The organism is Entomomonas moraniae (assembly GCF_003991975.1).
In the GTDB taxonomy this organism is placed as follows: Bacteria; Pseudomonadota; Gammaproteobacteria; order Pseudomonadales; family Pseudomonadaceae; genus Entomomonas; species Entomomonas moraniae.
The window spans coordinates 1,065,401-1,080,155 of record NZ_CP029822.1 but is presented as its reverse complement, the minus strand read 5'-3'; the positions used below and the strand labels follow the sequence as shown (position 1 = coordinate 1,080,155).

Sequence of the window (14,755 nt, the reverse complement as noted above, 5' to 3'; positions counted from 1 at the left end):
ATTTTTTTGTATATCTAAGGATAAAAGGAATGAAACGAATAATCATTGGTGTTATTTTGTCCGCTTGTCTTGTTGGATTTGGAGAGAAGCCTAAATTTTCAATTAGTAAAGAAGATACCATTCAAACTTATGCTAATAATCCATTGTTTAAGTCTGTGGTTAGAAAAATTAAGTCAGCTAGTGATTCAGATTTTAGAACGCTAAGTGGAAGACGACTTATTTACCAGTTCACTGGTGTACCAGAATCAGTATATGGCATAAAAACGAATGATTTAGATGTTTTAGGTGGTACTATTTATTTAAAAGATCCTTCTGATACAAAAAAGAGCACAGAGACTATATTAGCAATCAGAGGTAAAGAAAGTTTTACTAAGCTAGAAGACAGAATAAGTAAATTAGTGAGTTCAGGTTGTCAAGTTTCTGAAATTGGTGAGTCTAGAGAGACTATATGCAGTATTGAAAACGACCAAGAGGCCACATTTTTAGTGGTTAAGTATGAATCATTTACAGATACGATGTCTTTTAAATATTCCATTTATGAGGAATAGATACTTTTATACTAAGACATAGACTTTATAAGAATAGCTTATTTTTAACAACCGCCCTAGAGGTGGTTTTTTTATGCTTGAAATTTTTTGTCAAAGCCAGAAGAGTCAAAGTATTACAGCCACTAAAATACAATCTCGATTAAAACAGAAAGGAGATTAGAAAATGACAGATACACAAAAATGCCCATGTATTAATGAAGGAATCGAGTTGCCTATTCATAGTTATGTTGTGTTGCCTAAAGATGAAGCATTACTTGATACTAATGGATATCAAAAATTTCCTAGTGGATTAATTATACAGTGGGGAAGAGTCGTTTTATCAAAAAGCGGAACTAAGGTTAGTTTTCCGATAGCATTTCCCAACGCATGCCATGTGTTAAATTGTGGCAGTGGAGAAAATACAAGTAATAGCACAGAGATTATGAATATCACGCCAGGTAGTTTAACCAAAGAAGGTTTTATAGCAAACGTGTTGCCTATAGGTGATTGTACGTATTCATATATTGCTATCGGTAGTTAAATAATTGTTATCTAATAAAGCCTCTCTATCTAGCAATAGATAGGGGCTTTATTGTTGCCTTAAAAAAGAAAAAATAAAATGCCAGAAAAAGACATAGGTTTTTGGATAAACCTCTACAACATTTTGCACAATGGGGTGGGGTAATGATTACATGTCTAGGGTTGATTTACGGGTGTGTGACTGAAAAGAAAAAGGATTATGAAGCAAAGTGGCATGTAAAAACAGAACAGTATGCAATAAAGTAAAGATATGGTGCAATCAAAACTAGCAAAGGTGAAATAACTAAAATACATATCCATAAAAACATAAAGGATGCTTTTAATGCACTATTTTTTTTGGCTCTCAAAACCGATAAGCCAATTAATAAATTGATAATAAAAATAGCAAAACCAACAGTTATATATGCCATAAAATTTCCATTCTATCGAGAGGATAGAAACGCAGTTGTATTACTCTATCACAAATAAAATAGGGTAATGAATATGTGTCTAAAGTTAATTAGAACATGTGTAAATCTAATCAAACACCTGAAAATCAAAGTCGATACTACCAGCCCATTCTTGCATGAAAATGCTATTATATAAGCTCGTAATGATTTTTAAGTTATTGTATTTATTTCTTATATTTCTTATATTTTCGCTATATTTATAGTTTTTAAAAAATAAGTTATTGAATTATGAAAATTATATCATTCAAATAATACTAAATGATATAACTTTCACAGTACCAACTTACTCTGATATTATTTTATTAAACTAAGAAACTCAGCACGAGTTGTTGCCTTTTCGCGGAAAGCACCAAGCATCACAGAAGTGATCATGGTTGAGTTTTGTTTCTCTACTCCTCGCATCATCATACACATATGCTTAGCCTCTATTACTACGGCTACGCCTAGTGCACCTGTAATCTCTTCTATAGCATCAGCTATTTGATGTGTTAAATTTTCTTGAATTTGTAAACGTCTGGCATACATATCTACAATGCGTGCTATTTTAGATAGTCCCAATACTTTACCATTAGGAAGATAGGCAACATGAGCCTTCCCAATAAAAGGGAGCATGTGATGCTCACAAAGAGAGTACAGTTCAATGTCTTTTACTAGTACTATTTCACTATTATCTGATGTAAAAAGAGCATCACCCACTACTTCTTCAAGTGTTTGTTGATACCCTTTGCAAAGGTATTGCATTGCTTTAGCAGCTCGCTTAGGCGTATCCAGTAATCCTTCTCGACTAGGGTTTTCTCCAAGTTCTTGTAAGATAGCGGTGTAATGTTGTTGCAAAGACATGAGCTTTTCCATTATCAGTAAAAATGAAGTATTTATACTACCCTAAACTGATTATTGATAAAACTCAAATTTATATAAATTATTCAAAGTAGAAATTATCATTCATAATCTGCTAGTTTTTTATAGAGTTTCTATTGGTTAATAAGTGCTTTATGATATAGTAGCTTCCTATAGGGCTAACTATTAATTACTAAACTAATTAAGGAGTTATAATGGTTTTATTTGTTTTTGTAATAAGAAAATAATAAAATGCCCTTTTGAAATATATGTAAAAAACTACTATTTTAGTAGTAAAAAAATAATTTAAAAACTAAAGTTAGTGTTAGAATTTGAGCATAACTTAATAAAGAGAATATATTATGCAGAAAAAACCGATCTATAAATCTTTGTATTTTCAGGTTATTGTCGCCATTGTTTTAGGAATTATATTAGGACATTTTTCACCTACAATCATTGATGCTGCAACAAATACAGTAACCAAAGTAGGTTGGGGAGAGGCAATGAAGCCTTTAGGGGATGGTTTCATTAAGTTAATTAAAATGGTTATTGCCCCCATTATTTTCTGTACTGTTGTTAGTGGGATTGCTGGTATGGAAAGTATGAAATCTGTTGGGAAAACTGGTGGTATAGCAATTTTATACTTTGAAATTGTTTCAACGGTTGCTTTATTTATTGGTCTTATTATTGTTAATATTGTTCAACCTGGTGTTGGTATGAACGTGGATGCCTCTACTTTAGATATTAAAGGTGTTCAACAGTATATAGGTAAAGAGCAAAGTACTATTGAGTTCATCATGCATATTATCCCTAATACAGTAGTGGGTGCATTTGCTAGTGGTGAAATCTTGCAAGTTTTGTTCTTTGCAGTTTTATTTGGTTTTGCTCTTCATCGATTAGGGCCTTATGGTAAACAATTATTAAACTTAATTGATCAAATTGCTCATGCTATGTTTAATGTTGTTAATATGATTATGAAACTAGCGCCTATTGGTGCTTTCGGTGCGATGGCATTTACCATTGGTCGTTATGGTATTAGCACTTTATGGCAATTAGGCCAGCTAATGCTTTGTTTTTATGCTACATGTCTTGTTTTCATCTTCTTCGTTTTAGGTGCTATTGCTCGTTATAACGGATTTAGTATTTCTAAACTGATTCGTCTTATTAGAGAAGAGTTATTGATTGTATTAGGAACCTCATCATCTGAGTCTGTACTTCCACGGATGTTAAAGAAAATGGAGCTTGCAGGATGTCATAAGTCAGTAGTTGGTTTGGTTATTCCAACGGGGTATTCATTTAACTTAGATGGTACCTCCATTTATTTGACAATGGCTGCTATTTTCGTTGCCCAAGCAACGAATACACCTCTTGACCTTACGAATCAAATCACCTTATTATTGGTTTTATTGTTGTCATCGAAAGGGGCTGCGGCCGTAACAGGGGGAGGATTCATTGTACTGGCAGCTACCTTGTCAGCCGTTGGTCATATCCCTGTGGCTGGAATTGCATTAATTTTGGGTATTGACCGCTTCATGTCTGAAGCTCGTGCTTTAACTAATTTAATTGGTAATGCGCTTGCAACAGTGGTAGTGGCAAAATATTGTGGACAATTAGACACAGGTAAATTAAACAATGCACTAAATAACCCATCAGATATAGATCAGCTCATGCTTTCAGCGACGCGATAATTTATTTTTGATACTGCTATAAAGGTAAGCTTTTAGCTTACCTTTTTTATTGATTAAATTAAATCTTTTAAAAGTGTTGTATAGCCTTCTTTGTAACTAAGATACTCTGGTTGCCAACCTATAGACCTTGCTAGTTTATTACTGAGTTTTTTACTTCCTGCACGTCGTTGAGTCAGCTCTGTATGGAGTTCAAATACCCCTAATTTTGTTTGTAGCCAAGTTAATACCTCTTGAATAGAAGATGGAGCATCATCTACACCAATATAGTAGTTACTTAGAGAGTGGCCAGCTTGATGATAATTAACAAGTTTATGTATCAAGTTGGTCGCATCACTGATATAAATTCTATTAGTATAAAGCAGTGGTTGAGCAGGGTAGAAAATTCCCTGCTTAGCTTGATTGATTAAATAAGTTCGCCCCGGCCCATAAATGCCAGACAAACGGACACTGGTTGATGAGATATTACTGGTGAAAGCAAGCTGCTCCATTGCTAGCATGCTCTTTCCTTGACTGCTTGATGGGGTGGCGGAGCTATTCTCATCGACCCATTCTCCATCATCTTGGTCATAAACGGCTGTACTAGAGATAACAAATAAATGCTTAGGTTGTTGTTTTGATTGATTTAACCAATGCAGTACATTTTTAAGACCATTACAGTAGAGACGATCATAATCAAAGTGGTCGTCTCTATTAGGGGCGACACAAAAAACAATATAGTCTATAGGTTGTTTAGGCCAATTTTGTGGCATGTCCGTTTGGTAAAGATCAATAGAAATGCCTTTGATTTTTTTGGGAAGTTGACTAACATTTCTTCTCATGCCATACACAGACCAACCTTCATCGACCATATCGATGCCAAGTCGTGTTCCTAAATCTCCACAGCCAATAATTAGAACTGATTTATTCATAAGTTTGCTCTTCACTTTGTTTTGGATAAAAGATAAGCCAAATGGTTAAAGCAATGAGGGCAATTGAGGCTCCCGCGATAGAAACCCCAAACCAACCATAGTGGGCAAATAGCCATGTCGAGCTAAATGATGCAGTTGCACCACCAATAAAATAAAATAACATATAACAAGCATTTAAGCGATTTCTTGAGTTTTGGTCTATTTTATAAACTTGGTTCATGGAGGTGACATGTGTCGCTTGTACGGCTAAATCCAACGTGATAACACCAATAATTAACAAAATAATAGAAATATGTACAAAACCTATGGGTAACCAAGATAACATTAATAGAGTTAACCCCAATGTGATAACTAAATTACTTTTATTTTTATCCGCTAGTTTCCCCGCATAGGGGGCAATCAAGGCTCCTGCTGCGCCAAATAATCCAAAGAGACCAATGGTCAAATCACTGTATTGGTAATCGGAGCCTCCCAGTAAAAGAGCGATAGGTGTCCAAAATAGGCTAAAAATAGCAAAGTTTAAAGCCCCCAATAGGCTATATAAAATTAATAGCGGATATTTTTTAAATTGACCAATAGTTGAAGCAATGAGTTGGTAATATCTCATCTTAATCGGTGCCGGATAGCGGGGAAGTGTTTTGAATAATAATAGAATAATAATAAATAAAATTATGGCCGCAACGATATAAATAGTCCGCCAGTTCCCAAAATAAGAACAGATCCCAGCAGCGGTACGTGCAAGCAAAATACCTAAGAGTAGACCACTCATGATGAAACCAACAACTTTCCCTCTTTCTTTATTGTTGGCAAGGCTCGCTGCAAAGGGGATAATAACCTGCGCAACGACAGAAAAGAAACCAGCGATTCCAGTACCAATAAGTAACCAAGTCATATTCTGAGAGAAAGCACAGATAATAAGGCCTAACATCGAAATAAAAGACATGCTGACAATAAGTAAGCGTCTCTCAATGAGATCGCCTAAAGGGACCAACAAGAGTAAACCTGCTGCATAAGAAAGTTGAGCAACAGTAATAATAATCCCTGTGCTACTGGTTGTAATGTGTAAATCATTACTTATTGTATGTAAAAGAGGTTGTGCATAATTATTACTTGCTACGCTAACGCCTGTTGCAATTGAAAGTAAAAGTACGAACCACGGAGAAAGTTTTTTTTCTGTCATCATTGAGCATCTTTTTAATATTAATTTATTATTTAAACGGTTTAAATAATTTTAAATTACGATAAAATAAAACGTTGTTATTAACCTAGCCAATATTAACAAATATTTCTAAGAAAATATTGTAATAGCAGATAGGTTTTATAAAAATTGTTATGGGTGGTAAATTTTCTATACTAAATAAATTGTTCTGGAGATAAGTATGCAAATAAAATTTGTTTTTACTATAACTATACTGCTAAGTTTATTAATGACAGCATGTAATAATAACTCTCCAAAACAACAATTTATGAAAGGGCCTTGGAGTGGGCCTTTTGGAACACAAATGGGGTTAACAAAACTGCAGATAGAACGATACACGATGCTAGCTGAAGTAGGTACTGATGGACAAACCTTTGCAGGACAGGAAGTACCTAATGATTACGGTTTGAAGTTTGACTCTGTTGTTTATTCTATTAACTCTGTTGAGGGTTTATGTGCCTTATCATTGGTGACTAAAAGTGATGAGGATATCGGTATTTTACGACAAAAGATAGAAGATGTATTTGGAAAGCCCACTATTGAAAGACCAGGTAAATACGTCACTTGGGATAAGAAAAATCTAAAACCCTCTATATTAATTGTGATTAACTATATTCCTAATAGTAATGTGATTAAAGTATTTTACCCAAATGCAGATCGATGCAAGTTACTTTAGTTTACAGCGGGAAATAGAATCGATTTAGATGGTTTCACAACAGAACCATTTCAAATTTATAAATATTTTAGGATTTGAGATAATAAATCTTGGTTCTCGAAAGCTTTTAGTGACTAGGGTATTTTTTAGTAGCGAACATATATTATATATGACTATGACTCCTTTAAAAGAAAATATAACATTCAGATTTATAAGAGAAACAACATATATAGCTAATTTAACGTCAGATACTTTTTTTAACATATCAATTATAGAAATTAGATATTGATAAACTTTTAAAGAGCATTTTTTAATTAGCTACAAATCATTAACTCTTGCGTTACGCCAAGTAATACTAAGTACTTTGGGTAGATAAGGACAGATATCTATGCGAGTGCGGAAGAAGTAATTGAGAGTTAAGAAGACATATTAAATAATGTTCGGCAGAAAAATAAAAAAAATTGTAAGTGCTCATGCTATATTTAATCATGTCTTACAGTCAGTTCAGTGCCAATAGCGGAAAGTAAGGAATTAAATTTTTTTATTCGCTAGCATAAGTTGTTGGTGTGAATTGGTTTGTTTTTTTGTGCGAGTTTTTTTTCTGTAGTAACTAGCAGTATGGTAATGCAACCATTGTAAAAAGCCCCGCTATTTATAAGTATTGGGGCGGTATATTTAGTGAGTAAGCTGATTATTGATTACCATTGGGGGAGTTTTTGCAGTTGGGCGTAGAGGGTTTTGAATTCTTCGCTTTCTTGGATGGAGGGGTATTCAAATACGGGGTAAATAGCTTTGACCCAGTTGACGTTTTTGTAGACACTTTGGTAGGTAACGCGCTCTTTAATCAGTTTTGCCCAAGCGGCCGCAGTGATGGTATTTTGCTCTACGCCAATACCTTGATGGTAAGCTTCGACCATACGGCCAAAACAGTATTCTAGACCCATTTTTTGGGCTTGTTTTTCATAAAGGGGTATGGCTTGTGCTACGAGCTCTTTATGATTGTCATCTAAATAAGGGCTGTCTTTTAGCATTAAATCACTGGCATATTCATCGTTTAAACCAAATAAGAAGGTATCGGCATAGTACATGTAGTTAGATAGGTTATGTTCTAAAGCTACCTTGGCACATTGTTGTTTTTTAGCAAACAAATCTTCTTTGGTGATGTATTTATGGGCAAAAATATAGCTGTTATCACACTTAACCATTTCATCACAGGCCTGTGGATGATCTTGTTCAGAAAGCTCCCAGAAGATATTAAAAAACGTAGACTCAGTTTGTTCTAAACTAAGGTTAAATTCTTCATTGGCTCCATTATAGCCACGGAGTAAATAAGCATAAGCATACAAAGCATTCGGATCACCTGTATTTTTTTGAGCAACTAAGTGCTTAATGGCTTCATGGTCTTCTATGCCGTAAGAAGGGTTAGCCGCTTTACGGACTAAGTCAAGAGCGTAATCAATTGTCCAGTAGTTGTTTGATGTGTTCATGGATGATTAGCTCCATTTGGAGTTTGATCAGTAGTCGTACCAGATCCTGAATTAGTCACCTGTACTCTTTGAGCATAGTTAAATATACGGAAATGGCCTATTCCAGCTTTGGCAATTTTACGAGTTAGGCTGGATTTAGTATGTATAATTTGTGTCGTCAACGATTTGTCTTTGGAAGGAGGTTTTTCACCAAAATTTGCTACATGAGTCTCATCAATTATAATGTCTAGATCATTTATATAAGCTATATCGTCTTTTATACATGGTATGACTGTTTTATTGGTTTTGTAACTAATATTGTTTTGTGTATAGCCTTTTAATTTTCCTGCTATAGATACAGTATATGTAGTTGTTTTTGTACAACCTTTTGTGAGAGTATTTTCTCCCATTACAACTGTTGTATTTGCAGCGTACACAGTTAAAGGTTTTGTTAAATTCCGACTAAAACACTCTGCAAAAGAATTAATCCCCGCGCCTAATGAGCAGCTTAAAAAAACAATAGGTTTGACAGGATCATTCTTAGCGCTGATTAAAGCTTCGAGTGCCTTTAAATCTTTTTTACACCAAGCATTAGCAGAAAATTCTGAGCTCCCATTTTCGTCTTTAGTGATCTCATCAAAATGTTTCTTTATATATTTTGCATTATTGTCTATACCGCTTTCATTTACAGAAAAAACTTCACTTGTACTATTCATTCCTAATGTAAAAGGAGAACCATGGCCTAATACGTAAAAATATGTATTTTTAAGTTTCTTATTTTTTTTAAAACGATTGTATATATTTTTATCTTCTATTTTTGAACCATGATTAAGAAATGATATGTACTGTTTATTTTCAGTATCCTCGCTACATTCAAGCAAATCTTTTGGTGAAATTAATAGAGCCTTGTTAGGACTTCTTGGTGCTGATAAAAGAGCTAGTTTGCATACTTTATCATTTCCACTTTTTGGCCATTGAGCTTCACCTTTATTTACTTTGTATAATTCCCAAAAGCATGTATCATTCTCTAACATGGAAGTAGTAGTATCTTCATGAATAGTAAACTCTGCTTCAAGCTCTGTAGCTATTCCATCAACACCTTTTATACCACCTTGTGTTTTACGATAAAATTTTTTTTGATTTATCAATTGGTTACAGAGATTCAAAAGTATTGAATATTCAGCATATTTTTCATTTGCAGTAATTTTTTTTTCATATCTTGTTAAGTGGTTATGCAAACTAGTCTGTAAGTTTTCCTTGTATATTTTTAATGTTTTATTAATCTGATCAGGATATTGTTTTTGTTCAATTTCTGTAAGTTCTTTTTTAAGTTCATTTATTGCATTCAAAAATGTTGCTTTCGATTCAGATGTTTCCTCTTTTATTGATTGTAATTTATTGTTATAAATATCATCAGCCTCTGATATAAAGATATGTGTATCGTTTGATTTGTCATCAACTAAAAGTTCTTTATAGCTAGGTCTTGTATTATAAATGTCTAAAAGTAGTTTTAGTTTCTTATTATATTCTTCCGCCTGTTGATTATATGCCTTATATTTGCCATAAAAACTGTTCTCTTTATTAGCAGTATATATCACCAGTTCTGACAGGGGGGCGTAATTTGGAATTAGTTTATGAGCACTTTTATATTCTGTGTTTTTATCTTCGTATTTTTTTGTAAATTCAGCTATTTTTTTATCTAAATCTATCACAGAATCATAACAGACTGGATTCTTAGGAAGCTTCTCTTTATAGCCTTCATAAATATTCTCAACTGATTTAATATTATAAGTTTGATGATTATAGGTATCATTTTTATTGGCAATTAAACCTAATCCTATGGTTTTTCCACACATATTTTTTCTAGTATCATCATCAAAATCCGTTCCTTCTCCTTTATTTAAATAATCGAAATGTTCATCACATATCATTTCATAATATAAATACTCTTTACCATTGACTGTGTCTGCTTTTCCCAGCTCATTTACTTGAATAGGCTCTTCTTTTCCTCCTATGACTCTTATCTTAGCATTTTTAATACATTGAGTAGCATCTGTACTAAATGGATAACCATTCCAGGCGCATGACGCTCTTGCAGTACTTATAGCTCTATAAAAATTATAATAGATGCCACAAGACTGTTTAGTTCCCGTAACCTCTTTTCCATCACTTCCTTTTTTTGCTGGGTCTACATGCTTGGTTTCAGGTGTTCCTGGTGGCATAATAAAACTCCTTATTTAATCTGCTTAATCATTAACATTCAATTGTTTAACTGTGTTTAGCTCACTTATTGTCTCTAAATCAGCTATTTATCCGATGGCTACTTAGCCTTTTTATGTTTCATTCAATAAAAAATTTATCTATCCTATTTCTGCCGATAATTCATCATCGCCCTATCAGCATAACTCTTCAAACTGGCTTCAAGCCATTTCGCCTGTTGTTGACTATTATCTGCTTCAAACTCTTCATTCATTGCTGCTTTTATTTGTGTATATGCCTTTGTATTCGTATTCATGTCTGTTGTTGTCATGTGCATTGGGTTTATTGGGTTGTGTTCCTGCGTCTGGCTAAACCACGGCAAAAAAGGATCTTGATCAAACTGATGGCCCAAACTAAAACAGGCTGTCACCAGCAATGCCGAATGACTGGGTTGCTCAAAATGGTATTGGTAATACGCTTTTTCGGTGCCCTTGATAATCACTTGTGTCATGGTCTCTTTACCCAACTGTTGGTATTTTTCAGGGTAGAGTTCATAGAGCAAGGCATGCAAATCGGGTTTATAGGTTTCTTTGTAAACACCCAGTTCGTTAAGATTCAGTTGTTGTAGTCTTTTTAAATGATTAAGCAGCGCGTTGTTTTGTTCACCCAACACTTGGTCAAAGTAAGGGGTAAGCTCTTGATGAAGTGTATCCGCCTGTTCCAATTGACTTACATGTTGGGTTTTGAGCCGTTGCCATTCTTCGGTTAACCCTGCGTATTGCGGATCAATGGCAAAACCACTGCCCAGCAGCAGCTGTAAGTTGATATAGAGTTTAACTGGACCGCGTTGGCTAAAGCCTTCGGTTTTGGCATCCTCTACCCCTTGTTTTAAGGCGTGATAGAAATTATCTTCACCGATGCTTTGTTGCCATTGTCCGAAGTCGGGTTGAAGGAGAGTCATTAACTCTTTTAAATAATCGTCCAGTAGGTTATTTTTTAACTGATGCATTTGTTGATTACTGATACTCATCGCCATGGCTTACTCTAATTACTTCCTGTATTTTGTTTGCTGGGTTATTGTTTCGTTTTGTCTCTATCACGTTGTATTTTTACAGCTTTTCTGCTTTGTCTTGTTTACTTTGCTGTTTTGTTTATTTCGCTGTTTCGCTGTTTTGCTTAGCTCAGGTGATTAAATAGCGATATTCTCCATCTTCTTGGTAAGCCCACGCACTGATTTGGTTAATAAGCTTTGCAGTTGTGGGGTCTTCTTTAAAGAGTTTGCACAGGTTTTCAGTACAGCGTGGGTCGTAGTAACGAATCAATACTTCACTCTGGTCTTCGAGTTGGCCATACAGCAGTGGTTTTAACGTTCGTTCAGCCAGATGGTAAAAGTCGAGTTTGGTCCATAGCCACAGTACCGCCGGAGATTGTTGTTCTAGACGGAGTAGTTTTTGGCGCAGTGGACTGTCTTGGGTGATGTCGAGCTTTATGAGTACAGGTCCTGCTTTGGCGGAAGGTTCATCCAATGTGCCTTTGAACAGGGATTCTATTTGAGTTGATTGGGTTGTATTGGTTGCATATTGTGCGTATTGTTGGATAAATATGGCATAAAAGTCATCTTCAAGCTGTGCACAATCAACAATGGCGTAGCTGTAAAGCTGGCTGTTTTTAATAGGGTTGACGGGGAGATTAGCTGGGTTGTTCATTACGAGACCTCCAACGTCATCGCACTGTACTCGGCAGCTGTTTTTAAGCATTCAATGCAGATGGGTCGTCTAGGTCTAAAGAATTGGCTGCTGGGTGAGGAGGCACTGACAAATTCAGGCATGTCCATACCAATGTTAGCCGGCTCAGCATGGGGATAAGCTAGGGCTTTGTTTTCAATGACACCGGGGGCGTGGAGGTAGATGTTGCCATCTTTGATTTTGATGTAGGCGCCACCCGAGGTTAATAGCAGTTCTTTATCGGCCGAAACGATCACTTGGTCTTCAGTGGAGACAATTTTTAAGGTTTTATCCGCCACCAGTTCCATTTGGTTGGCTTGTGCTTGCACTTTGACTTGGCCTTTGTTGGCAATCAGTTGCATATCTTGATTAACGCTGTAAAGTGAAATACCTTGCGCAGCAGCAACACGAAAGTTTTGCGCTGTGCTTAGGTCAGTATTTTCGCCGGCGGTTAAGGTGATATTACCTTGGGCGCTGATTTGCGCTGCTTTGGGGGTGGTGAAAGCAAACCCTTCAGCCGCACTGGTGAGCATCCCGGGTTTGGTTAGTTGGGTGTAGACCGTATCAAGTTGGTATTTTTGGTTAGCGGTATCGGTTTTTAGGGCATTGGCTTGTTGTGAGGATTTGGCTAATTCTTCGGCTAATTGCAAGGCTCGTTTGAGTTGGTCAATGGCCTCTTGCATATCCAACTGTTGACTGCTGGCTTTATTGCGCTCATCGGTGGAAACATAAAGCCCTTTACCCGCTCGCACAGCCCCCCATTCATCGGTACGTAACTCAAACCCTAAGCCACGGGCTTCACCATTTTTTTTGGTGTTGGGTAGATTTCGAGGATGGGTTAATACTCCTAAGTTTAATTGGCTAGTTCCCGGGGTACTGTGAATTTGGGTTTTAACTTGACCGGTGGTGTCGTCTAGTAAAACTTCGTTATAGCCTTCGCCTTTGTATTCTTTACTTTTTAACGTGCTTTGGGTTTTGATACGGGGTAGATCATAGGGCACTTGGCTAATACCGTTGTGTACGGCACCGCGGATAATGGGGTTATCAATATCACCCTCAATAAAGTCAACCACTACCTCCATACCAATTCGAGGGATTTCAATAGCACCGTATTTATGGTGGGCCCAGTTGTTAGCAACCCGTATCCAATGGCTGGAATGTTCGTTATATTGCCCCAAACGATCCCAATGAAACTGAATTTTTACCCGCCCGTATTCATCGCAATAAATCTCTTCATTCTGTGGGCCTGTTACCAAAGCGGTCTGGGTGCCTAATACCCGAGGTTTGAGGTGTAGGTATTGGGGACGATAAATAATTTGTTGCGGGGTGGCCACCAAACAGTTGCGGTAACCTTGCTGGAAGCTGTTGCTGGTAAATTGCAGTTCTTCTTGGATGGGGTGTTTAAAGTGTTTTTGTAATAAGCTAGGGGTTAAATAGCTTTCAGCCGAATGGGTACTGGCAAAAGCTTCTAGTACTTGAGGTTGTCTACCTTGGTGATGGATTTGTTGTATTAGCCAAGGCTCATTCGCATTGAGCCCATCCACCAGCGGATAGTCTTCAATACTGACATAATAACCACTGTGCAAGGTGTTGATGTTACTGCTGGCTTCAGCCAGTATACGATTAGCATTTAAGCGTTCAATGGTTAGCTTTGTTTGATAGTTAGTTTGGGTTTGGGTGTTGCCTAAACTTGGGTATTGGTAGTGTTCCAGCTGCGGTTCATTGGCTTGGTTAGCTTTGGTTAACGTTGCTCTTACAGCCGCTGACTCGGGGTGTTTTTTATTTTTAAAATTATAGTTTCGTTCAGCGGCTACACTGGCGTTAGTCAGTAACTCCACATCAAAACGTTTAAAGACCATTTGATCGGTTGTCATGCCTGCATCGGGTCGGTATAAATAAGCCGGTGTAAGCTTCGGGAAAAAAGGTATGGCATCACTGAACACCATTAAGTGTTCTGTTTGACTAAACTCATAATGGATGGCGATACCACACTCCTCACACAGGCGATGAATAAAGTCCGCATCACTTTCACCGTATTGGCAACAGAATTCACGTGGTGTGTAAACGGCAGCTTCTTTAAACTTAAAAACAAACTGTGCATTTTCTAAAAGCCCTTGCTCTTCTAACAAGGTTTTAATGATTTGTGGTACGGTCTTATTAATAAAGGTGCGATGATTAGTGCGTTTACGTAAATGGGTAAAGCGCGGCATCAATAAAATCTTATACTCGGCATAGTGCTCACTGATGGTACCACGACGAACCGCATACACAATGCCGTGAATACCTGACGTTTTACTGCCATTAAAGGCTAAAAACGCTTTTTTACTCAGCAGCGAAGAAACATCAAAACGCAGATGATCACTCACCAAAGTAACTTCGATCGCGTATTCGGTATTTAGCGACTCAATGCCATCAAAAGATAGCACTTGTAATCGAGCTGATGAAGCATCTTCTACTTCTAAGAAGAAAGAGGTATTGTTTGTAATTTCAAACATAGTGATCGCCAATAAATCCTTTTGGTTCAGCTATAACTTCGTAGCTACAATAGCTTAAAAAATATTTTT

12 protein-coding genes are annotated in these 14,755 nt (G+C 36.3%); 4 read left to right on the top strand and 8 right to left on the bottom strand.

Annotation, left to right across the window (positions count from 1 at the left end; translation table 11 throughout):
* Positions 1-29 precede the first annotated feature (29 nt).
* Positions 30-548 carry a hypothetical protein gene (locus DM558_RS05090; RefSeq protein ID WP_127162379.1) on the top strand — a complete coding sequence of 173 codons (519 nt, stop codon included), beginning with the start codon at positions 30-32 and terminating at the stop codon, positions 546-548.
* 163 nt (positions 549-711) lie between these two features.
* Positions 712-1,068, top strand: coding sequence for a gp53-like domain-containing protein (locus DM558_RS05085; protein ID WP_127162377.1), 357 nt, complete (start codon positions 712-714; stop codon positions 1,066-1,068).
* A gap of 742 nt (positions 1,069-1,810) precedes the next feature.
* On the opposite strand, the gene folE is transcribed toward DM558_RS05085, so the two are convergent.
* On the bottom strand, positions 1,811-2,356 hold the full coding sequence (folE, locus tag DM558_RS05080; protein ID WP_127162375.1) for a GTP cyclohydrolase I FolE: 546 nt from the start codon (positions 2,354-2,356) through the stop codon (positions 1,811-1,813).
* Positions 2,357-2,712: 356 nt separating this feature from the next.
* Between folE and DM558_RS05075 the strand changes: the two genes are divergently transcribed.
* Positions 2,713-4,041: a dicarboxylate/amino acid:cation symporter gene (locus DM558_RS05075; protein WP_323368282.1), complete on the top strand. Its 1,329-nt coding sequence runs from the start codon at positions 2,713-2,715 to the stop codon at positions 4,039-4,041.
* 53 nt (positions 4,042-4,094) lie between these two features.
* Here DM558_RS05075 and DM558_RS05070 read toward each other — a convergent pair whose 3' ends face one another.
* Both DM558_RS05070 and DM558_RS05065 read right to left on the bottom strand, forming a co-directional pair.
* The gene (locus DM558_RS05070) at positions 4,095-4,949 is read right to left on the bottom strand and encodes an NAD-dependent epimerase/dehydratase family protein (RefSeq protein WP_127162371.1); all 855 of its coding nucleotides are present in this window, start codon (positions 4,947-4,949) and stop codon (positions 4,095-4,097) included.
* Entirely contained in the window at positions 4,942-6,132 is a 1,191-nt protein-coding gene (locus DM558_RS05065) for an MFS transporter (protein ID WP_323368277.1), read from the bottom strand. The genes DM558_RS05070 and DM558_RS05065 overlap by 8 nt, the downstream gene beginning before the upstream one ends.
* A 196-nt stretch (positions 6,133-6,328) precedes the next feature.
* Between DM558_RS05065 and DM558_RS05060 the strand changes: the two genes are divergently transcribed.
* The gene (locus tag DM558_RS05060; protein WP_127162369.1) at positions 6,329-6,823 is read left to right on the top strand and encodes a hypothetical protein; all 495 of its coding nucleotides are present in this window, start codon (positions 6,329-6,331) and stop codon (positions 6,821-6,823) included.
* 677 nt (positions 6,824-7,500) lie between these two features.
* Here DM558_RS05060 and DM558_RS05055 read toward each other — a convergent pair.
* The 5 genes from DM558_RS05055 to DM558_RS05035 form a co-directional block, all read right to left on the bottom strand.
* Positions 7,501-8,289, bottom strand: coding sequence for a hypothetical protein (locus DM558_RS05055; protein ID WP_127162367.1), 789 nt, complete (start codon positions 8,287-8,289; stop codon positions 7,501-7,503).
* Positions 8,286-10,490, bottom strand: coding sequence for a hypothetical protein (locus tag DM558_RS05050; protein WP_127162366.1), 2,205 nt, complete (start codon positions 10,488-10,490; stop codon positions 8,286-8,288). Before DM558_RS05050 ends, DM558_RS05055 begins: the two co-directional genes overlap by 4 nt.
* A gap of 143 nt (positions 10,491-10,633) precedes the next feature.
* Entirely contained in the window at positions 10,634-11,503 is an 870-nt protein-coding gene (locus DM558_RS05045; protein WP_127162364.1) for a hypothetical protein, read from the bottom strand.
* Between the two features lie 145 nt (positions 11,504-11,648).
* Positions 11,649-12,173, bottom strand: a complete 525-nt coding sequence (locus tag DM558_RS05040; protein WP_164731252.1) for a DUF4123 domain-containing protein — start codon at positions 12,171-12,173, stop codon at positions 11,649-11,651.
* Complete coding sequence (locus DM558_RS05035; RefSeq protein WP_127162360.1) at positions 12,173-14,686, bottom strand: type VI secretion system Vgr family protein; 2,514 nt, start codon at positions 14,684-14,686, stop codon at positions 12,173-12,175. Before DM558_RS05035 ends, DM558_RS05040 begins: the two co-directional genes overlap by 1 nt.
* Positions 14,687-14,755 lie beyond the last annotated feature (69 nt).

Bases quoted from the DNA above. Each gene is read 5' to 3' on its own strand.
- DM558_RS05070 (WP_127162371.1), bottom strand. From the start codon at position 4,949: ATGAATAAATCAGTTCTAATTATTGGCTGTGGAGATTTAGGAACACGA.
- folE (WP_127162375.1), bottom strand. From the start codon at position 2,356: ATGTCTTTGCAACAACATTACACCGCTATCTTACAAGAACTTGGAGAA.
- DM558_RS05035 (WP_127162360.1), bottom strand. From the start codon at position 14,686: ATGTTTGAAATTACAAACAATACCTCTTTCTTCTTAGAAGTAGAAGAT.
- DM558_RS05090 (WP_127162379.1), top strand. From the start codon at position 30: ATGAAACGAATAATCATTGGTGTTATTTTGTCCGCTTGTCTTGTTGGA.
- DM558_RS05050 (WP_127162366.1), bottom strand. From the start codon at position 10,490: ATGCCACCAGGAACACCTGAAACCAAGCATGTAGACCCAGCAAAAAAA.
- DM558_RS05060 (WP_127162369.1), top strand. From the start codon at position 6,329: ATGCAAATAAAATTTGTTTTTACTATAACTATACTGCTAAGTTTATTA.
- DM558_RS05085 (WP_127162377.1), top strand. From the start codon at position 712: ATGACAGATACACAAAAATGCCCATGTATTAATGAAGGAATCGAGTTG.
- DM558_RS05040 (WP_164731252.1), bottom strand. From the start codon at position 12,173: ATGAACAACCCAGCTAATCTCCCCGTCAACCCTATTAAAAACAGCCAG.
- DM558_RS05065 (WP_323368277.1), bottom strand. From the start codon at position 6,132: ATGATGACAGAAAAAAAACTTTCTCCGTGGTTCGTACTTTTACTTTCA.
- DM558_RS05055 (WP_127162367.1), bottom strand. From the start codon at position 8,289: ATGAACACATCAAACAACTACTGGACAATTGATTACGCTCTTGACTTA.
- DM558_RS05045 (WP_127162364.1), bottom strand. From the start codon at position 11,503: ATGGCGATGAGTATCAGTAATCAACAAATGCATCAGTTAAAAAATAAC.